17 protein-coding genes are annotated in these 18086 nt (G+C 64.1%); 4 read left to right on the forward strand and 13 right to left on the reverse strand.

Annotated features, from left to right (window positions below; genetic code table 11):
- Positions 1-217 precede the first annotated feature (217 nt).
- The 9 genes from hflC to MKK04_RS23840 all read right to left on the reverse strand — a co-directional run bounded on the left by hflC (position 218) and on the right by MKK04_RS23840 (position 9671).
- Complete coding sequence (hflC, locus tag MKK04_RS23800) at positions 218-1087, reverse strand: protease modulator HflC (RefSeq protein WP_063911924.1); 870 nt, start codon at positions 1085-1087, stop codon at positions 218-220.
- A complete protein-coding gene (gene hflK / locus MKK04_RS23805) occupies positions 1087-2268 on the reverse strand; it encodes an FtsH protease activity modulator HflK (protein ID WP_063911925.1) in 1182 nt (393 codons plus the stop codon). The genes hflC and hflK overlap by 1 nt, the downstream gene beginning before the upstream one ends.
- Positions 2269-2364: 96 nt before the next feature.
- A complete protein-coding gene (gene hflX / locus MKK04_RS23810) occupies positions 2365-3666 on the reverse strand; it encodes a ribosome rescue GTPase HflX (RefSeq protein WP_015272005.1) in 1302 nt (433 codons plus the stop codon).
- Positions 3667-3678: 12 nt separating this feature from the next.
- Positions 3679-3939: an RNA chaperone Hfq gene (hfq, locus tag MKK04_RS23815; RefSeq protein WP_003258160.1), complete on the reverse strand. Its 261-nt coding sequence runs from the start codon at positions 3937-3939 to the stop codon at positions 3679-3681.
- A 94-nt stretch (positions 3940-4033) separates the two neighbouring features.
- Positions 4034-5005 (reverse strand): tRNA (adenosine(37)-N6)-dimethylallyltransferase MiaA, encoded by a 972-nt coding sequence (gene miaA / locus MKK04_RS23820; RefSeq protein WP_063911926.1) that lies wholly within the window; start codon positions 5003-5005, stop codon positions 4034-4036.
- Between the two features lies 1 nt (position 5006).
- On the reverse strand, positions 5007-6905 hold the full coding sequence (mutL, locus tag MKK04_RS23825; protein ID WP_207828679.1) for a DNA mismatch repair endonuclease MutL: 1899 nt from the start codon (positions 6903-6905) through the stop codon (positions 5007-5009).
- On the reverse strand, positions 6902-8338 hold the full coding sequence (locus MKK04_RS23830; RefSeq protein WP_063911928.1) for an N-acetylmuramoyl-L-alanine amidase: 1437 nt from the start codon (positions 8336-8338) through the stop codon (positions 6902-6904). Before MKK04_RS23830 ends, mutL begins: the two co-directional genes overlap by 4 nt.
- A gap of 11 nt (positions 8339-8349) precedes the next feature.
- On the reverse strand, positions 8350-8808 hold the full coding sequence (gene tsaE / locus MKK04_RS23835) for a tRNA (adenosine(37)-N6)-threonylcarbamoyltransferase complex ATPase subunit type 1 TsaE (protein ID WP_243434030.1): 459 nt from the start codon (positions 8806-8808) through the stop codon (positions 8350-8352).
- A 2-nt stretch (positions 8809-8810) separates the two neighbouring features.
- Entirely contained in the window at positions 8811-9671 is an 861-nt protein-coding gene (locus MKK04_RS23840; RefSeq protein ID WP_207828677.1) for an NAD(P)H-hydrate dehydratase, read from the reverse strand.
- Between the two features lie 65 nt (positions 9672-9736).
- On the opposite strand from MKK04_RS23840, the gene queG reads away from it, so the two are divergent.
- Complete coding sequence (gene queG, locus MKK04_RS23845) at positions 9737-10801, forward strand: tRNA epoxyqueuosine(34) reductase QueG (RefSeq protein WP_233687338.1); 1065 nt, start codon at positions 9737-9739, stop codon at positions 10799-10801.
- A 297-nt stretch (positions 10802-11098) separates the two neighbouring features.
- Here the strand turns inward: queG and MKK04_RS23850 are convergent, their stop codons facing one another.
- Together MKK04_RS23850 and orn are read right to left on the reverse strand one after the other, a co-directional pair.
- Complete coding sequence (locus tag MKK04_RS23850) at positions 11099-11710, reverse strand: trimeric intracellular cation channel family protein (RefSeq protein WP_063911932.1); 612 nt, start codon at positions 11708-11710, stop codon at positions 11099-11101.
- Positions 11711-11810: 100 nt separating this feature from the next.
- Positions 11811-12353: an oligoribonuclease gene (orn, locus tag MKK04_RS23855; RefSeq protein ID WP_003258152.1), complete on the reverse strand. Its 543-nt coding sequence runs from the start codon at positions 12351-12353 to the stop codon at positions 11811-11813.
- A gap of 145 nt (positions 12354-12498) precedes the next feature.
- On the opposite strand from orn, the gene rsgA reads away from it, so the two are divergent.
- Positions 12499-13530, forward strand: a complete 1032-nt coding sequence (rsgA, locus tag MKK04_RS23860) for a small ribosomal subunit biogenesis GTPase RsgA (protein ID WP_063911933.1) — start codon at positions 12499-12501, stop codon at positions 13528-13530.
- Positions 13531-13689: 159 nt separating this feature from the next.
- Here the strand turns inward: rsgA and motB are convergent, their stop codons facing one another.
- Both motB and motA read right to left on the reverse strand, forming a co-directional pair.
- Positions 13690-14703: a flagellar motor protein MotB gene (gene motB, locus MKK04_RS23865; RefSeq protein WP_207828673.1), complete on the reverse strand. Its 1014-nt coding sequence runs from the start codon at positions 14701-14703 to the stop codon at positions 13690-13692.
- A gap of 3 nt (positions 14704-14706) precedes the next feature.
- Entirely contained in the window at positions 14707-15558 is an 852-nt protein-coding gene (gene motA / locus MKK04_RS23870) for a flagellar motor stator protein MotA (protein WP_015272014.1), read from the reverse strand.
- Between the two features lie 130 nt (positions 15559-15688).
- Between motA and MKK04_RS23875 the strand changes: the two genes are divergently transcribed.
- Both MKK04_RS23875 and MKK04_RS23880 read left to right on the forward strand, forming a co-directional pair.
- Positions 15689-17224, forward strand: coding sequence for an HDOD domain-containing protein (locus MKK04_RS23875; RefSeq protein WP_207828671.1), 1536 nt, complete (start codon positions 15689-15691; stop codon positions 17222-17224).
- A gap of 44 nt (positions 17225-17268) precedes the next feature.
- Positions 17269-18078 carry a rhodanese-like domain-containing protein gene (locus MKK04_RS23880; protein WP_233687336.1) on the forward strand — a complete coding sequence of 270 codons (810 nt, stop codon included), beginning with the start codon at positions 17269-17271 and terminating at the stop codon, positions 18076-18078.
- Positions 18079-18086: the final 8 nt, after the last annotated feature.

An 18086-nucleotide genomic window follows, 5' to 3' on the forward strand; every position in this document is an offset into this window, starting at 1 on the left:
CTGATCCCAGCGCAGCCACCGTACCCGACACCCTCGAATTGCCTTGCGACCTGACCAAACCGTCAACTGGCGGTTTGCCAATCAACCTTGCAGACGCAAAAAAGCCGGGAAATTTCCCGGCTGCCTCATCATACACCCCTTTTCATTCAGGATGCACCCCGCCTGGTGTTTTAGCTGCCAGGCGGGGCGCCGCTGCATGAGAATCAGGGCCTGAGCATCACGGCCTGCTCTTGTCCAGGAAGCGGAAGAACTCGTTCTTCGGGTCCAGGACCAGCACGTCGCTCTTGCTCGAGAAGCTCTCGCGGTACGCCTGCAGGCTACGGTAGAACGCGTAGAAATCAGGGTCCTGAGTGTAGGCCTTGGCGTAGATGGCGGCCGCCTGGGCGTCGCCGTCACCGCGGGTTTCCTCTGCTTCGCGATAGGCCTCAGCCAGCAATACGCGGCGCTGACGGTCGGCATCGGCACGGATACCTTCAGCCAGCTCGTTACCCTTGGCGCGGTGCTCGCGGGCTTCACGCTCACGCTCGGTGCTCATGCGGTCGAACACGCTGCGGTTGACTTCCTTCGGCAGGTCGATGGCCTTGACGCGCACATCGACCACCTCGATACCCAGCTCCTTGGCAGCCATGCGGTTCAGCGAAGCAGTGATGTCAGCCATCAGCGCGTCACGTTCACCGGAAACCACTTCGTGCAGGGTACGTTTACCGAACTGGTCACGCAGGCCGCTTTCCAGACGACGCGACAGACGCTCGTCGGCAATCTGCTTCATGCCGGACGTGGCGGTGTAGAAGCGTTCGGCGTCCTTGACGCGCCACTTGGCGTAAGCGTCGACCATCACCGCTTTCTTCTCCAGGGTCAGGAACCGCTGGGTCGGGGCGTCGAGGGTCATCAGGCGGGCGTCGAACTTGCGCACCTGGTTCACGTACGGAATCTTCACGTGCATGCCCGGCTGTACATCCGCCTGGACTACCTTACCGAAGCGCAGCAATACCGCACGCTCGGTCTGGGACACGATGTAGAAGCTGTTCCAGGCCACGATGGCCAGGACCACGGCGGCGATCAGGGCGATCAGCGATCTGTTGCTCATCAGCGGCTCTCCCTAGTGCGCAGCGGCTGCTGTTGCTGTTGCAGGTCCTGCGCCGCACGGGCGGCCGCATCGTTGACCGATGGCGACACGCCAGTGGTCGGCGCGGACGGGTTGCGGCTGCCTTCGACCATCTTGTCCAGCGGCAGGTAGAGCAGGTTGTTCTGCCCGTCCTTGGTTGCCACCATGACCTTGCTCGAATTGCTGTAGACCTCTTGCATGGTTTCCAGGTACAGGCGCTGACGGGTCACGTCAGGTGCCTTGCGGTACTCGGCGACCAGCTTGGTGAAGCGGTCGGCTTCACCCTTGGCACGGGCGATGACTTCGTCGCGGTAACCGTTGGCGTCCTCGATGATGCGCTGGGCCTGACCACGGGCTTCCGGCACCACGCCATTGGCGTAGGACTCGGCCTGGTTGCGGGCACGCTGCTCATCTTCGCGGGCACGGATCACGTCGTCGAAGGCTTCCTGCACTTCACGCGGGGCTGCCGCGCTCTGGACGTTGACCTGGGTAACAGTGATACCGGTACGGTAGGTGTCGAGGAAGCGCTGCAGGCGTTCGCGGATATCCACGGCCATCTGCTCGCGGCCTTCGGTCAGCACCTGGTCCATCGAGGTGGAACCCACCACGTGGCGCAGGGCACTCTCGGTCGCGTGCTGCAGGCTGACCTCAGGCTGGTCGACGTTGAGCACGAAGTCCTGCAGGTTGCTGATCTTGTACTGGACGGTCAGCGGCACCTCGACGATGTTCTCGTCTTCGGTCAGCATCTGGCCCTGCTTGGTGTAGGCACGCTCGCGCGTGACGTTCTCCATGTACTTGCGATCGATCGGCGGGAAGTAGATGTTCAGGCCGGGGCCGACCGTTTCATAGTACTTGCCGAAGCGCAGCACCACGGCCTGCTCCTGCTCGTCGACCACGTACACGGCGCTGTACAGCCAGATCGCAGCCAGTACCGCCAGGCCGATGCCCAGCAGGCCCAGGCCACCGCCCTTGCCGACATTGCGGTCACCGCCGCCACGTTTCTTGCCACTGCCGAACATGCCGTTCAGGCTGTCCTGCAATTTGCGGAAGGCCTCGTCCAGGTCCGGTGGACCTTTCTTGTCACCACCGCCGCCACCGCCATTCCGGCGGCCGCCCCAGGGATCCTGATTGTTCGAGTTGCCACCCGGCTCGTTCCAAGCCATAGCGCTCTCCATCTGATAAAGCAAAGACGCGCCCACGGCGCGCCGTCCAATGCTACAGAATGCCTGTCATTGCTGCCCGGCGACCTCGACGAGCATTTATTGCAAAGTGTGTTGCTCGACAAACACTTGCGGCTCCATGCCTTCGCGGCTGACCAAGCGATTCAGTTCGACCATGGGCAGTCGCACGCTCAGCAGGCTGCGCCCTTCTTCATCATGCTCTTCACTCTGCACGGCACCCAGGGCAAAGAATTGCGCGCGCAAGCGGGCAAAACGCTGCTCCAGACACAAGGTACCGACAAACAGATCATCCCCCAGCAACTCGGCAATCGCCTGGCCGACCAGCTCCAGGCCACGCCCATCGCGTGCCGATACCCAGACCCGTTCCGGTTTGCCATCGGCATTGCGCTGGATCTGCGGCTCGACATCTTCGAGCAGGTCGAGTTTGTTATACACCTCGAGGATCGGCAACCCTTCGGCACCAATCTCGCCCAACACCGCCAGCACCTGCTCGATCTGCTCCATGCGCTCCGGCTCATGGGCGTCGATCACATGCAGCAGCAAGTCGGAGTTGCTCGACTCTTCGAGCGTAGCCCGAAATGCCTCGACCAGCTTGTGCGGCAGGTGGCGAATGAAGCCCACGGTGTCGGCCAGCACGATCGGCCCCAGGTCGTTCAGCTCGAGCCGGCGCAGGGTCGGGTCGAGGGTGGCGAACAGCTGGTCCGCGGCATACACCTCGGATTCGGTCAGGGCGTTGAACAGCGTGGACTTGCCGGCGTTGGTATAACCCACCAGCGACACCGACGGGATATCCGCGCGCTTGCGCCCGCGGCGCGCCTGCTCGCGCTGGCTGCGCACCTTCTCCAGGCGTGACTTGATCTGGCGAATGCGCACCCGCAACAGGCGGCGGTCGGTTTCCAGCTGGGTTTCACCCGGGCCGCGCAGGCCGATACCACCCTTCTGACGCTCAAGGTGGGTCCAGCCGCGCACCAGCCGCGTGCTCATGTGCTCGAGCTGGGCCAGTTCGACCTGCAGCTTGCCTTCATGGGTACGCGCCCTTTGGGCGAAGATATCGAGGATCAGCCCGGTACGGTCGAGCACACGACACTCGAACACACGTTCAAGGTTGCGCTCCTGACTGGGCGTGAGGGTGTGATTGAAAATCACCAGGTCTACCTGTTCGGCATGGACCAGGTCGTGCAACTCTTCGACCTTGCCACTGCCAATCAGGTATTTGGCGGAAGGCTGATGCCTTGCCACCGTGACCAGCGAGACGATGTCGGCACCGGCCGACAATGCAAGCTCCTGGAACTCCTGCGGGTCTTCGCGCGCCTCAGGGTTCTGACCTTCCAAGTGAACGAGCAACGCCCGCTCACCACCACCGTGGCGCTCAAAGAACAATGCAGGCTCCTATCAGGCGTTGCCTGGCTCGCTGTCGCCGTGTTCGGAATCGGACGGGCTTGGCAGACGAACCGGACGGGCAGGAACCACAGTCGAGATGGCGTGCTTGTAGACCATCTGGCTGACGGTGTTCTTCAGCAGTACCACGAACTGGTCGAAGGACTCGATCGAACCCTGCAGTTTGATGCCGTTGACCAGGTAGATGGATACCGGGACCTTTTCTTTTCTCAAGGTGTTCAAGTAAGGGTCTTGTAGCGAATGCCCTTTTGACATATGCCGCACTCCTGTAAGGATAAATAATAGAAAATCAAGAAAATCGATAAATTAGGCCGCCCCTTCGCAAGAATAGACGGCAATCAGCAGGGACTCAGCCCAATATGGAGATGGCCCCAAGGTATTTCAAGGTGCGGGACAGATTGTCGCAGGCCAGGCTGTCAAGCCAGTGTACTTCAGGCCAGCCACGCAACCATGTGAACTGCCGCTTGGCCAACTGCCTGGTAGCAATGATACCGCGCTCACGCATCTCATTCTCGGTCAGCTTGCCGTCGAGGTAGTCCCAGACCTGCCGATACCCCACTGCCCGTATAGACGGCAGCCCGGCGTGCAAGTCACTTCTGGCTCGCAGCGATCGGACCTCGTCGACGAAGCCCTGTTCCAGCATCTGTGAAAATCGTAACGCAATTCGATGATGCAAAATGTGACGATCTGTAGGAGCAATCGCCAAACTCGCGACAGTATAGGGCAAATGCCCGCCTGCGCCTGCGTCTGCGCCGCGACTTTCCGCGAATTGACGTTGGCGATGTGCTGTCATGCTCTCGCCACTCACCCGGTACACCTCCAGAGCCCGGATCAACCGCTGCGGGTCGTTGGGGTGGATACGCGCCGCCGACTCGGGGTCGACCTCGGCCAACTGGCGGTGCAACTCGGCCAGGCCCAGGGCTTCGGCCTGTGCCTCCAGCTCGGCACGCACCGCGGCATCGGCCGCCGGCATGTCGGCAAGGCCATCGATCAACGCCTTGTAATAGAGCATGGTGCCGCCCACCAGCAGCGGGATCTTGCCGCGCGCGGTGATTTCGGCCATGGCCTCCAGGGCATCGGTACGGAACTGCGCAGCCGAATAGCTTTCGGCGGGGTCGCGAATATCGATCAACCGGTGCGGGTGAGCGGCGAGGATTTCTTTCGACGGCTTGGCCGAGCCGATATCCATGCCGCGGTAAACCAGCGCCGAATCGACGCTGATCAGCTCGCACGGCAGTACTTTGGTCAGCTCGATGGCCAGGTCGGTCTTGCCGGCCGCTGTCGGGCCCATCAGGAATATTGCAGGGGGCTTGCCACTCATTTCATCGACCGCGCAGGAAGAGTTTGTCCAGGTCGTCCAGGCCCATCTGGGTCCAGGTGGGGCGACCATGGTTGCACTGGCCGCTGCGCTCGGTGTTTTCCATGTCACGCAGCAGGGCATTCATCTCGGGGATCGCCAGGCGCCGGTTGGCGCGCACGGCACCGTGACAGGCCATGGTACCGAGCAGCTCGTTGAGGTGCGCCTGGATACGGTCGCTGGTGCCGTATTCCATCAGGTCTGCGAGTACATCCTGCACCAGCCGGTTGGCCTCGGCCTGCTTGAGCAAAGCCGGGATCTGGCGGATGGCCAGGGTCTCGGGGCCCAGGCGCTGCAGTTCGAAGCCCAGCCGCTGGAACCACTGCGCGTGCTCTTCGGCGCAGTCTGCTTCACGCTGGCTCAAGGCCAGGGTCTCCGGCACCAGCAGCGGCTGCCCGCTCAGGCCTTCGCTGGCCATGGCCACCTTCAGGCGCTCGTACATGATGCGCTCGTGAGCGGCGTGCATATCTACCAGCACCAGGCCGATGGCGTTCTCGGCCAGGATGTAGATGCCCTTGAGCTGCGCCAGCGCGTAGCCCAGCGGGGGAATGTCACCCTGGCTTTCGGGCAACGCCGTCGTCGGCGCCGCGCCTTCATCCAGCGGCTTGTAAAACTCGCGATACACCGCCTGTGCCTCGGCGGCCGGCAGCGGCTGCGAGGGGCGTGGGGTGTACTGGTATTGGTAACCCGCGCCACTGCCGCCATTGGAAAACGACTGCTGCGGGGCACGCGGCTGTTCAAGCACCGGCGAGGCCAGGCGCATTTCGCCCTGGGGGCCGAACTCGCCGGCCTGCTGGCCCGTGGGGCGGACCATCTCGGGCACGGCGACAGGCGCAGCCAACTGGTCTTCCGGGCGCACATCGGCCAAGGCGCGATGCAGGGTGCCATACAGGAAGTCGTGCACCGAGCGCCCCTCGCGGAAACGCACTTCGTGCTTGGTCGGGTGCACGTTGACGTCGACGCCGTTGGGCTCCAGCTCCAGGAACAGCACGAAGGTCGGGTGGCGGCCATTGAACAGCACATCGCGGTAGGCCTGGCGCACGGCATGGGCGACCAGCTTGTCGCGCACCGCACGGCCGTTGACGAAGAAGTACTGCAGGTCTGCCTGGCTGCGCGAGAAGGTTGGCAGGCCGACCCAGCCCCACAGGCGCAGACCGTTGCGTTCCACGTCGATCGGCAGCGCCTGCTCCATGAAGCCCGGGCCACAGATGGCGCCCACTCGCCGCGCACGGGCAGTTTCATCGTGGGCCTCGTGCAGGCTGAGGATGCTCTTGCCGTTGTGACGCAGGTGGAAGCCGACATCGAAGCGCGCCAGCGCCAGGCGCCGGATAACTTCCTGCAGGTGATCGAATTCGGTCTTCTCGGCCTTGAGGAACTTGCGCCGGGCCGGGGTGTTGAAGAACAGGTCGCGCACTTCCACCGAAGTCCCCACCGGGTGTGCCGCCGGCTGCACCCGCGGGGTCATGTCGCGGCCTTCGGTTTCCACCTGCCAGGCCTCGGTAGCGCTGGCGGTACGCGAAGTCAGGGTCAGGCGCGCCACCGAGCTGATCGAGGCCAGGGCCTCACCCCGGAAGCCCAGGCTCAATACCCCTTCGAGGTCTTCCAGCTCGCGGATCTTGCTGGTGGCGTGACGGGCCAGGGCCAGCGGCAGGTCGTCGGCGGAAATGCCGCTGCCATCGTCCCGCACCCGCAACAGCTTGACGCCGCCCTGCTCCACCTCCACGTCGATACGCCGGGCGCCGGAGTCCAGGCTGTTCTCCAGCAACTCCTTGGCGACAGAGGCCGGCCGCTCGACAACCTCGCCGGCGGCAATCTGGTTGGCCAGCCGCGGGCTGAGCAGCTGGATGCGCGAACCACCACTCATTGCGAGGCCAATGTGGTGGCAGGGATATCGAGGCGCTGGCCAACCTTGAGCTCATCGGTCTTGAGGCCGTTGGTGCTACGCAGGCTGGCCGCGCTGACCTGATAGCGCACGGCGAGCATCGCCAGGGTTTCGCCAGGGCGCACCGTGTGCTCACGCGGCCCGGCGGCGATCTTGCCGGTGTCGCGCAACCAGGCGATATAGGTGCCAGGCGGCGGGTTCTGCTGGAAGTACTGGCGCACACCGGTGTGGATCGAGCGAGCCAGGGCCTGCTGATGGCTGGCGGTGGCCAGCTTGGCGGCTTCGTTGTTGTTCGAGATGAACCCTGTTTCAACGAGGATCGACGGGATATCCGGCGACTTCAGCACCATGAAGCCGGCCTGTTCCACCCGCTGCTTGTGCAGCGAGGTAATGCGGCCCATGTTGCCCAGCACCTTCTGCCCGACATTGAGGCTGGAGCTGAGCGTGGCGGTCATCGACAGGTCGAGCAGCACGCCGGCCAGCATGCGGTCCTTGTCGTCGAGGCTGACGTTACCGGCACCACCGATCAGGTCGGAACGGTTTTCCGTGTCGGCCAGCCAGCGCGCGGTCTCGGAGGTGGCGCCGCGGTCGGACAGGGCGAACACCGAGGCACCAAAGGCAGCGCGGGATGGCGCGGCGTCGGCATGGATCGAGATGAACAGGTCGGCCCCCTTCTTGCGGGCGATTTCCGTGCGCTTGCGCAGCGGGATGAAGTAGTCGCCGGTACGGGTCAGCTCGGCCCGGAAGCCTTTTTCGCTGTTGATCTGGCGCTGCAGTTCCTTGGCGATCTGCAGCACGATGTCTTTTTCATGCTGGCCACGCGAGCCGGACGCACCCGGGTCTTCGCCGCCGTGGCCGGCGTCGATGGCAACCACGATGTCACGCTTGCCGCTGGGTACCGGCGGCAGCTTGATGGCGGGCTGGGCCGGGGTCACCGGCACTGCCGGGGTGGTAGCAGGCGTGGTTGCAGGCGTTGGTACCGGTGCCGGAGGCGGCGCGCTGGCCGCGACGGCGTCGGCTTCCTGGTCGTACAGGTCGACCACCAGGCGGTTGCCGTACTGGGCATTGGGCGCCAGGGTGAAGCTTTTGGGGGTGACCGACTTTTTCAGGTCGACCACCACGCGCAGGTCGGTCGGGGTGCGCTGGGCCGAACGCACGCTGCTGATCGGCGTATTGGAGGTAGCCACGTTCAGCGGCGCGGCCAAGGTCGCGCCATTGATGTCGATAACCAGGCGATCAGGTGCGCTCAGAGTGAAGACGCTGTGCTGCACAGGGCCAGACAGGTCGAAGACCAGCCGCGTGTTGTCGGGCGCGCGCCACAGGCGCATGCTCTTGACTTGAGTGACGGCCAGAGCGTCAACGGTCACCGTTGTCAGCAGCAGCCCAACGATGGCGACCAGTGCGCGTATGCGCATACCTACCCCACTTACTGTTTATAGTGTTCGGCCAGTGCAACGCACCAGGCCTCGCCGCGAGCCCCCTGCGGCGAAAGGATCAGCGAGCGTCCGCCCGCTTGGGGGCTTATGGTAATGGTCAGGTCGGGCTTTGGCAAAACGCCCGCACCCTTTTGTGGCCACTCGAACAGGCACAGCGGGTCGCCCTCGAAATAGTCACGAATGCCCATGAACTCCAGCTCTTCCGGATCGACCAGGCGATACAGGTCGAAATGGAACGCCCGCACCTCACCGATTTCGTAAGGCTCGACCACCGTGAAGGTCGGGCTTTTCACTGCACCAGTATGGCCCAGGCCACGAATCAGGCCACGCGACAGCGTGGTTTTGCCCGCACCCAGGTCACCCTCCAGAAAAATCACGCCGTGACCGCCGGTCACCTCGGCCAGGTGTGCGCCGAATTTGACCGTGGCCGCTTCATCGGCCAGAAACAGGTTTAAGCCAGACACGCAGAATGCTCCTCCAACAACTCACGAATGACCGGCGCCAGATCGCTGGCAGCCAGGCCTCTACCTTTAACGCCCAGACGCTCGCCGGCACAGGCGTGCAGCCATACCCCCAGCCCCGCGGCATGCCAGGCATCCAGGCCCTGGGCCAGCAGCGCAGCCAGCACACCGGTCAGCACATCGCCCAGGCCGGCACCAGCCATGGCCGGGTGGCCGCGTTCGCACAGCAGCAGTTGCCCGGCCGGGTCGGCGACCAGAGTGCCGGCCCCCTTGAGCACGCAGACGCTGTTGTAACGGCGCGCCAGTTTGCGAGCAGCCCCCGGGCGGTCCGCCTGCACAGCCTCGGTGGAAATGCCCAGCAGCCGCGCCGCCTCCCCCGGGTGCGGGGTAAGGATGCTGCCACTGGGCAGGGCCAGCGGGGTACGCGCCAGCAAGTTCAGGGCATCGGCGTCCCACACCTGCGGGCGCTCGGCATTGGCCACCGCCGAAAGCAGGCTGCGACCCCAGGCTGCCTGGCCCAGACCGGGACCGACCACCAGCACCGAAGCGCGCTCCAGCACGCCCATCAGCTGGTTGGCCGAACTGGCGCCCAGGCACATGACCTCGGGCAGGCGCGCCAGGCTGGCGGCCACGTGCTCGGGCCGGGTCGCCACGCTGACCAGTCCGGCACCACAGCGCAAGGCGGCTTCGGCACTGAGCAGCACGGCGCCACCGGTACCGAGGTCGCCACCGACCACCAGCACATGGCCGAAGTCGCCTTTATGGGCATGCGCATGCCGTGCGGGCAGGTGCGCGACAGTCACGCTGCTGAGCAATTGTGGGGTATGGCTGGGGTGTTTGGTCTGCGGCATGGGGTCAAAGGCTCCAATGTCTGGCAGAATTATACGCACCTGAGCCCGTATTGCCTTGCCCATCCATGTCCGCCTGTACGCCTGACCTCGCCCAACTGGCCCAATCGATCAAGATCTGGGGCCAAGAACTCGGTTTTGCCCACGTCGGCATCGCCGGGGTCGACCTTGGCGAACACGAACACCACCTGCAGCGCTGGCTCGACGCCGGCTACCAGGGCGAGATGGAATACCTGGGCGCCCACGGCAGCAAGCGCGCACACCCAGAGCAACTGATCCCCGGCACGGTGCGCGTGGTATCGCTGCGCATGGACTACCTGCCCGGCGACACACAGATGGCGCAGCGCCTGGCACAGCCGGAAAAAGCCTACGTGTCGCGCTACGCCCTGGGCCGGGATTACCACAAGCTGGTGCGCAAGCGCGTGCAGTTCCTGGCCGATCGCATTCAGGAGGCTATCGGCCCGTTCGGTTACCGCGCCTTCGTCGACAGCGCTCCGGTGCTGGAAAAGGCCTTGGCCGAGCAGGCCGGGCTGGGCTGGATCGGCAAGAACACCCTGCTGCTCAACCGCAAGGCGGGCAGCTACTTCTTCCTCGCCGAGCTGTTCGTCGACCTGCCACTGCCGGTGGACGAAGCCACCACCAGCGAACATTGCGGGCGTTGCCAGGCCTGTCTGGACATCTGCCCGACCCAGGCCTTCGTCGGGCCCTATGTGCTGGATGCACGGCGCTGCATCTCGTACCTGACCATCGAACTGCGGGGGCCGATCCCCGTCGAGTTGCGTTCAAAGATGGGCAACCGGGTGTTCGGTTGCGATGACTGCCAGATCGTCTGCCCGTGGAACCGCTTTGCCAGGCACAGCCAGGAACAGGACTTCCAGCCACGGCACGGGCTGGAGAATGCCGAGTTGGCAGAGATGTTCCTGTGGGATGAACGGACCTTCCTGCGCAAGACCGAAGGCGGGCCGTTGCGCCGGGCCGGCTATGAGCGCTGGTTGCGCAACCTGGCGGTAGGGTTGGGCAATGCGCCTTCGACGATCCCGGTGATCGAAGCGCTGAAGGCGCGACGCGAGGATGCATCGGAGCTGGTGCGCGAGCATGTGGAGTGGGCGCTGGCGCAGCACGGCATTTCGTAGCCCCCCTGTGGGAGATTGCCCAGCGCTTTAGGCTGCGCTGTTGCACAGACAACTGAATTCGCAAGCGATCCTCGTACCCTGTGGGAGCGGCTTTAGCCGCGAAGAATCCAACGCGGTGCATGGCACCGGCTACGCCGGTGTTCGCGGCTAAAGCCGCTCCCACAGGGTCCCTGCTAATTCAACGAGTAATGTGCAGCATGAGAGCGGTTTACCCGCGAAGAAGCCACCACGGTGGATGGCACGGGCTGCGCCCGTGTTCGCGGGTGAACCCGCTCCCACAGGGAACGCATGTCAAGACTACTGCTGGTCGTTGTAGTGGAACTTGGGCATTTCCCAATGGAACCGAATCGCCAGCAACCGCAGCAGGAACCCGCCAAACAAGGTCAGCAGCATCGCCTGCTCTGCCGGCACCTTGAAGTACACGCAGCCCAGGTAGAACCACGCCGCAGCGAACGAGACACTGGCGTACAGCTCGCGGCGGAACACCAGGGGAATGTCGTTACAGAAGATATCCCGCAGGATCCCGCCAAATACCCCGGTGATCACCCCGCTGATCGACGCCACCAGCATGCCCTGCCCCATCTCCAGTGCAGTCATGCAGCCAATCAGGGTAAAGGCCACCAGCCCCAGGGCATCGAGCACCAGGAACAGCGAGCGCAGTCGGCGCATCATCGGTGCGATGAAAATGGTCAGCAGCGCCGCACAGCTGGTCAGCACCAGGTATTCCGGATGCTTCACCCAGGTCAGCGGGTAATGCCCGAGCAGCACGTCACGCACCGAGCCGCCACCCAGGGCGGTGACGCAGGCAATCAGCACCACGCCGAACCAGTCCATGCCGCGGCGGCCAGCAGACAACGCGCCGGTCATGGCTTCGGCGGTGATGGCGATAAGGTAGAGCATCAACAACATGGTGCGGGGTCCGTGCGGGCGAGCGAGAAAGGCGCGCAGTCTAACCAGTTGCCCATGGCACCAAAAGGGGGCGCAGATACAATATCTGCGCCCTTTCGGCTCACACCTTGATGAAGTGCTCGCGATAGTGGCGCAGTTCGGCAATCGATTCGCGGATGTCATCCAGTGCCAGGTGGGTGTTGCCCTTCTTGAAGCTGTCACGCACGTCAGGCGCCCAGCGTGCGGCCAGCTCCTTCAAGGTCGAGACATCCAGGTTGCGGTAGTGGAAGTAGTTTTCCAGGTTGCGCATGTGGCGGTAGAGGAAGCGGCGGTCCTGGCAGATGCTGTTGCCGCAGATCGGCGACTTGCCTTTCGGCACCCACTGCTCGAGAAACGCAATGGTCTGCGCCTCGGCTTCGGCCATGCCGACCTTGCTCTCGCGTACGCGCTGGGTCAGCCCCGAAGCGCCATGGGTGCGGGTGTTCCACTCGTCCATGCGCGCCAGCACTTCATCACTGTGGTGGATGGCGATCACCGGGCCTTCGGCCAAGGTATTCAGCTCGCTGTCGGTGACGATGGTGGCCATCTCGATGATGACGTCGCTGTCCGGATCCAGGCCGGTCATTTCCAGGTCGATCCAGATCAGATTCTGTGGGTTTTGCATGCGGGGGCTCCTCGTATAGGCCGTCATATTAGCGTAGTGGCCAAGGCACGCCCATTCACGGCACGAAGGTAAGCGAAATGGTCCGGCGCCTGGCGTGCTAAACTGCTTGCCGTTTTCAACCTGCCCCTCCACGCACGGAACCTTCATGGCCAAACGCCAGCTCAATCGTCGCCAGAACTGGCGCATCGAAAAAATCCAGAACGAGCGCGCCGCGCGTGCGGCCAAACGCGAACAGCACGTACTGCAGGAACTGGAGGGTGGCGACCTGGGGCCGGAGCAGTTGGGCCTGGTGATTGCGCACTTCGGCGTGCAGGTAGAAGTGGAAGCCCAGGACGGCGAAGTCGCCGGCCAGGTGTTCCGCTGCCACTTGCGCGCCAACCTGCCGGCGCTGGTTACCGGCGACCGCGTGGTATGGCGTGCGGGCAATCAGGGCATTGGCGTGATCGTCGCGCAGATGCCGCGCAGCACCGAGCTGTGCCGGCCGAACAACCACGGCCAGCTGAAGCCGGTGGCGGCCAACGTCGACCTGATCGTGATCGTCTTCGCCCCCGCGCCCGAACCGCACCCCAACCTGATCGACCGTTACCTGGTGGCGGCGGAACATGCCGGCATTCGCCCGCTGCTGCTGCTGAACAAGGCCGACCTGATCAACGACGAGAACGGCCCGGGCCTGCATGCGCTGCTAGAGGTGTACCGCGAGCTGGGCTACCCGCTGCTGGAGGTTTCAGCGCACCACGGTGACGGCATGCAACGCCTGCAGCAGATGCTTGACGGCCACATCAGCGTGTTCGTCGGCCAGTCGGGGGTGGGCAAGTCGTCGCTGGTCAACAGCCTGCTGCCGGACGCCGGCACCCGTGTCGGCGACCTGTCGGAATGGTCTGGCCAGGGTACCCATACCACCACCACCGCGCGGCTGTACCACTTCCCCAACGGTGGCGACCTGATCGACTCACCGGGCATCCGCGAGTTCGGCCTGGGTCACGTCAGCCGCAGTGATGTGGAGGATGGCTTCATCGAGTTCCGCGACCTGTTCGGCACGTGCCGCTTCCGCGACTGCAAGCATGATCGCGAACCGGGCTGTGCACTGCTCAAGGCGCTGGACGAGGGGCGTATCAAGCAGCAACGGATGAACAGCTACCGCTCGATCATTGCCAGTTTGCCCGAAGACGCCTACTGACCGCCTGCTCCACAGGCTCTGCACAAGGCTCGAGGGCTACGCCAATCCTGTGGGAGCGGGCGTGCCCGCGAAGCAGGCACCTCGGTGGTTGGCACGGGCTTCGCCCGTGTTCGCGGGCAAGCCCGCTCCCACAAGGGACCGCGCAGGACGAAAGAGGGTTTACTGGTCCTTGGCCTCATCCATCTTCAGCGTCCCCTCTTCGAAGATGTTCAGCTTCTGGCGCAGCTCGCGCGGCTGCATGGGTGCCTGCTCGGTCTCCCCTGGCGCAGCCGGTGCAGCAGCGCCCGGCGCTGCGGGCGTAGCAGCCGGTGCTTCCGGCGTCCCCTGCTCACCCTCGATGTTGCGCTGGGCCTTCTTGGTCAGCACGATGATGTCGATGCGGCGGTTGACCGGGTTGAACGGGTTCTTGCGGTCGAACAGCGAAGACGACGCGTAACCCACCACCCGTGCCACCTGGCCATCCGGGTAGCCACCGGCCACCAGCGCACGGCGCGCGGCGTTGGCACGGTTGGCCGACAGTTCCCAGTTGCCGAACTCGCCACTGCCGGCATACGGCTTGGCGTCGGTGTGGCCACTGATGCTGATCTTGTTCGGCACCGCCTTGATGGTGTCGGCCATGGCCAGCAGGATGTCCTCGAAGTACGGCTGCAGGCGCGCGCTGCCAATGTCGAACATCGGCCGGTTCTCGGCGTCCATGATCTGGATGCGCAGGCCGTCCTGGGTGATCTCGAACAGGATCTGGTCCTTGAACTTCTGCAGTTGCGGGTTCTCTTCCACCTTGTTCTGCAGTTCCTGCAGCAGCAACTCCAGGCGCTCACGCTCGACCTGCTCGGCCATGGTCTCCACCTGGTCCTTGTCCAGCTGGATGCTGGTATCGGGCGTCGGCTCGGACTTGGCTTCGGGGTTGATGGTCTTTTCCGGCGCCAGCTGAGGCGAGCCGCCCAGGTCGATGACGTAGGGCGTGCCGCTTTCCGAGAAGCCGATCGGGTCCTTGAAATAGCCGGCAATGGCGATCTTCTGTTCCGGCGTGGCCGTGGACAACAGCCACAGCACCAGGAAGAACGCCATCATCGCCGTGGCGAAGTCGGCGAAGGCGATTTTCCAGGCGCCGCCGTGGTGGCCGCCGCCAAAGCGCTTGACGCGCTTGACGATGATGGGCTGATTGTTCTCCATGACTCAGCGACCGCGAACCGCTTGTTCCAGTTCGGCGAAGCTTGGGCGGTGCTTGGGGTACAGCACCTTGCGCCCGAACTCGACCGCCAGCGAAGGCGGCATGCCCGAGGCCGAGGCCACCAGCGAAGCCTTGATCGATTCGTAGAGGTTCAGTTCTTCCTTGGCATCGTGCTCCAGGCACTTGGCCAACGGGCCGAAGAAGCCGTAAGCCGCCAGAATACCGAAGAAGGTACCCACCAGCGCCGCACCCACATGGAGGCCGATGGAGGCCTGGTCACCATCACCGAGCGAGGCCATGGTCACCACGATACCCAGTACCGCCGCAACGATACCGAAGCCGGGCATGCCGTCGGCGATACCGGTCACCGCATGGGATGGGTGCTCCAGCTCTTCCTTCATGCTCAGCAGTTCCATGTCGAACAGGCCCTCGAGCTCGTGCGGGGCCATGTTGCCGGTGGACATGATGCGCAGGTAGTCGCAGACGAACGCAGTCATGCGTTCATCGGCGAGCACCGTCGGGTACTTGGCGAAGATCGGGCTGGCGGCGGCGTCTTCGATGTCGGCCTCGATGGCCATCATGCCTTCACGACGGCTCTTGTTGAGGATCTCGTACACCAGGCCCAGCACTTCCAGGTAGAAGGCGTGAGTAAAGCGCGAGCCGAACATCTTCATCGACTTCTTGATGACGTGCATGGTCATGTGGCCAGGGTTGGCCTGCAGGAATGCACCAAAGGCCGCACCGCCGATGATCAGTACTTCGAACGGCTGGATCAGCGCTGCGATCTTGCCGTGGGAGAGCACGTATCCGCCGAGCACGCTCGCGAATACGACGATGATGCCGATAATTTTAGCCATAGGTTCAAAGCACTTGCTGTCGTGGTCAGGGGAAGAGGCGGGAGCTTTAAAACTCTTCTTCTACTTATCGGCAGAACTGCGCCAGACTATAGCCACTCAATGCGAAAAGCCAGTTCGGACTGATGTCAAAATGCCAATTGAAACCAAGGTGCCCGCTCAGGCTCCACGTACGCTAGAGGCCTGGGTAAAGCTGCTCGAGAGTGTTCGCATCCCCGTGCCGAAGCACAGCTACGACCGGGTCATGGCCGCCATCCACGATAGCCGCCGCTCGCTGCGCGATATCGCCGAACTGATGCAGGACAGCCCGGCACTGGTGCTGTCGGTGATGCGCGAAGCCAATCACCCCACCAATGCCAGCCTGGCCGAGCCAGCCGAAAGCCTGGAAGTCGCCCTCAACCGCCTGGGTCTGGAGCGCAGCGAACAGTTGCTCAAGCGCCTGCCTGCGGTACCCGTCGAAGAGATCCCGCCGGTACTGTGCCAGTTCCAGCTGATCAGCCAGCACGCTTCGCAGCAGGCCAGCGGCCTGTTCGCCAGCCGCCTGGCACGGCTGTGGCAGGAGATCCACTGGGGTAGCCTGCTGTTCCTGTCGCCACTCTGGCCGCTGGCGCTGGCCTACCCCAAGCTGCTCGACACCTGGGAGCTGCGGGTTATCCACAAGGGCGAGGACGCCACCCATGTCGAGGAAGAGCTGTTTGGCGTGCGCATCATCGCGCTGTGCCAGACCATGGCGGAGTACTGGCGCCTGCCACAATGGGTGACCCAGGGATACCGCCTGCTGCTGGAAGAACGCGAACAGCTGGCCCAGGTGCTCAATATCGCCCGTGACCAGGACCTGCTCAGCCAGCAACACCGCCTGGATGCCGAGCCCGGCCTGCGCCGCTGGTTCAACCAGCCGGCCAACACCGTGCTGCTGGCCAATAACCTGGCCCTTGCGGCCCAGGTGGGCTGGGACAACCCGCACCTGCTGCGCTGGCAACTGCTGACCGCGCTGTACCTGCAGACCTCGCTGGATGACGTGCAGCAGCAAGTGCACCAGCAGGCTGCGGCCAGCGCCCGCCGCCATGCCCAGCATGCCTTGTTCCACCCGGCCGAAGCGCTGATCTGGCCCTGGCACCAGCGTCGCCCGCACCCGGACATGCTGGCACCGCCACCGCCCAGCAGCGACGACCTGGCGCGCTGGCGCAAGCTGTGCCAGCACCTGCTGGCCCAGCCCAGCCCGTTCACCAACACCGTGCACCTGGCCACCCAGGCCATCGAAGCCCTGCTGGCCTGCGGCATGCAGCGCATCCTGCTGCTGAGCCTGGACAAGGCCAGCGACTACCTGCGAGTACAGCAACTCGCCGGCCTGCCCAAGGAGGCCGGGGCCCTGGCCCTGCAGGTATCGCAGAACAAACTGCTGCAAAAGCTGCTGGCCCAGGCTGGACAACTGCGCATCACCCCGGAAAACCACAGCCAGTTCTCGGCCCTGCTGCCGGCCCCGCTGCGCGCCTTGTTCCGCAGCGAGCACGTGCTGCTGCGCTCGCTGGCGGTGAACGACCAGGTGCTGATGCTGATGGTGGCTGACCAGGGCTGCCGGCCACTGGCCGATATCAGCGTGCAAGCCTTCGGCAAGACCGCACAATGCACCGAGCGGGCGCTGTCGGTGTTTGCCAACCGCAAGGCCTGAGCCTTGCGCTACAATCGGCCCTCTTTCCACACTGGAGACCGTGGATGACTGACTTTTCCGGCCTGCCCCTGGTAATCGAAGCCGCGGACCTGCTGCAACGCCTGGATTCGCCACAGCTGATCCTGGTCGACCTGAGCAGCACCAACCGCTATGTCAGCGGGCATATTCCCGGCGCACGCTTCGTCGAAGGCAAGCGTACCCAGCTCGGCCAGCCCCCCGCGCCCGGCCTGCTGCCGGCCCTGGGCGAGCTGGAAAAACTGTTCAGCGAACTCGGCCACCGCGACGATGCCGTGTATGTGGTGTATGACGATGAAGGCGGCGGCTGGGCCGGGCGCTTCATCTGGCTGCTCGACGTGATCGGCCACAAGCGTTACCACTACCTCAATGGCGGCATCCAGGCCTGGCCGGCCGACAAGCTCTCCACCGAAGTACCCGCCAGCGGCAACACGCCTGTACACCTGCGCATCGACAGTGAGCCCACCGCTACTCGCGAGTACCTGCAAAGCCGCCTGGGCGCCGACGACCTGGTCATCTGGGACGCCCGTGGCCCGCAGGAATTCAGCGGCGAGAAAGTGCTGGCAGCCAAAGGCGGCCACATCCCCGGCGCGATCAACTTCGAGTGGACCGCCGGCATGGACCTCAACGACCACCTGCGCATCCGCCAGGACATCGCCGAAGTCCTGCAGAACCTGGGCATCACCCCCGACAAGGAAGTGATCACCCACTGCCAGACCCACCGCCGCTCCGGTTTCACTTACCTGGTGGCCAAGGCCCTCGGCTACCCACGCGTCAAGGCTTACGCCGGCTCGTGGAGCGAATGGGGCAACCACCCGGACACGCCTGTAGAAGTCTAAGGAACCTG

Origin of the sequence: Pseudomonas sp. LS.1a (genome assembly GCF_022533585.1) — a bacterium.
Taxonomy (GTDB): Bacteria; Pseudomonadota; Gammaproteobacteria; order Pseudomonadales; family Pseudomonadaceae; genus Aquipseudomonas.

Excerpts from the sequence above, each read along its gene's own strand:
- orn (WP_003258152.1), bottom strand. The coding sequence starts at position 12,353 with ATGCAAAACCCACAGAATCTGATCTGGATCGACCTGGAAATGACCGGC.
- mutL (WP_207828679.1), bottom strand. The coding sequence starts at position 6,905 with ATGAGTGGTGGTTCGCGCATCCAGCTGCTCAGCCCGCGGCTGGCCAAC.
- MKK04_RS23850 (WP_063911932.1), bottom strand. The coding sequence starts at position 11,710 with ATGTTGTTGATGCTCTACCTTATCGCCATCACCGCCGAAGCCATGACC.
- rsgA (WP_063911933.1), top strand. The coding sequence starts at position 12,499 with ATGGCCAAACGCCAGCTCAATCGTCGCCAGAACTGGCGCATCGAAAAA.
- MKK04_RS23840 (WP_207828677.1), bottom strand. The coding sequence starts at position 9,671 with ATGCCGCAGACCAAACACCCCAGCCATACCCCACAATTGCTCAGCAGC.
- motA (WP_015272014.1), bottom strand. The coding sequence starts at position 15,558 with ATGGCTAAAATTATCGGCATCATCGTCGTATTCGCGAGCGTGCTCGGC.
- motB (WP_207828673.1), bottom strand. The coding sequence starts at position 14,703 with ATGGAGAACAATCAGCCCATCATCGTCAAGCGCGTCAAGCGCTTTGGC.
- queG (WP_233687338.1), top strand. The coding sequence starts at position 9,737 with ATGTCCGCCTGTACGCCTGACCTCGCCCAACTGGCCCAATCGATCAAG.
- hfq (WP_003258160.1), bottom strand. The coding sequence starts at position 3,939 with ATGTCAAAAGGGCATTCGCTACAAGACCCTTACTTGAACACCTTGAGA.
- hflK (WP_063911925.1), bottom strand. The coding sequence starts at position 2,268 with ATGGCTTGGAACGAGCCGGGTGGCAACTCGAACAATCAGGATCCCTGG.
- miaA (WP_063911926.1), bottom strand. The coding sequence starts at position 5,005 with ATGAGTGGCAAGCCCCCTGCAATATTCCTGATGGGCCCGACAGCGGCC.
- MKK04_RS23880 (WP_233687336.1), top strand. The coding sequence starts at position 17,269 with ATGACTGACTTTTCCGGCCTGCCCCTGGTAATCGAAGCCGCGGACCTG.
- hflC (WP_063911924.1), bottom strand. The coding sequence starts at position 1,087 with ATGAGCAACAGATCGCTGATCGCCCTGATCGCCGCCGTGGTCCTGGCC.
- MKK04_RS23830 (WP_063911928.1), bottom strand. The coding sequence starts at position 8,338 with ATGCGCATACGCGCACTGGTCGCCATCGTTGGGCTGCTGCTGACAACG.
- MKK04_RS23875 (WP_207828671.1), top strand. The coding sequence starts at position 15,689 with ATGCCAATTGAAACCAAGGTGCCCGCTCAGGCTCCACGTACGCTAGAG.